Here is a 237-nt window from a genome sequence, read left to right as displayed (position 1 = left end):
CGGATCGAACGCTTCGCCGAGCCAGTGAAGAATGACCGGTTTGTCGCAAGCCGACAGCACTTCCCGATACACATGGACGTAGTCGCTCGCGTCTTTGGCTACCCGCGCGAGCGCGCGGCTCGCCATCAGAATGATCTGCCCGCCAGCACGCTGAACGCTTTCGATCTGCGTCAGATAGGCTTTGATCACCTCGTCGCACGAACGCACGTCATTAACGGGCAAATGATCCGTTCCGCA

At 59.1% G+C, this 237-nt stretch carries 1 protein-coding gene; it reads right to left on the bottom strand.

Annotated elements, in window-relative coordinates:
• Nucleotides 1–237: DUF993 family protein (locus tag SB753_RS41220; protein ID WP_410805705.1), on the bottom strand; the 237-nt coding region annotated here is incomplete at both ends.

Source organism: Paraburkholderia sp. SIMBA_053, from assembly GCF_046534895.1.
Classification (GTDB): Bacteria; Pseudomonadota; Gammaproteobacteria; order Burkholderiales; family Burkholderiaceae; genus Paraburkholderia; species Paraburkholderia caledonica.
This window is presented reverse-complemented; position numbering and strand designations above follow the sequence as displayed.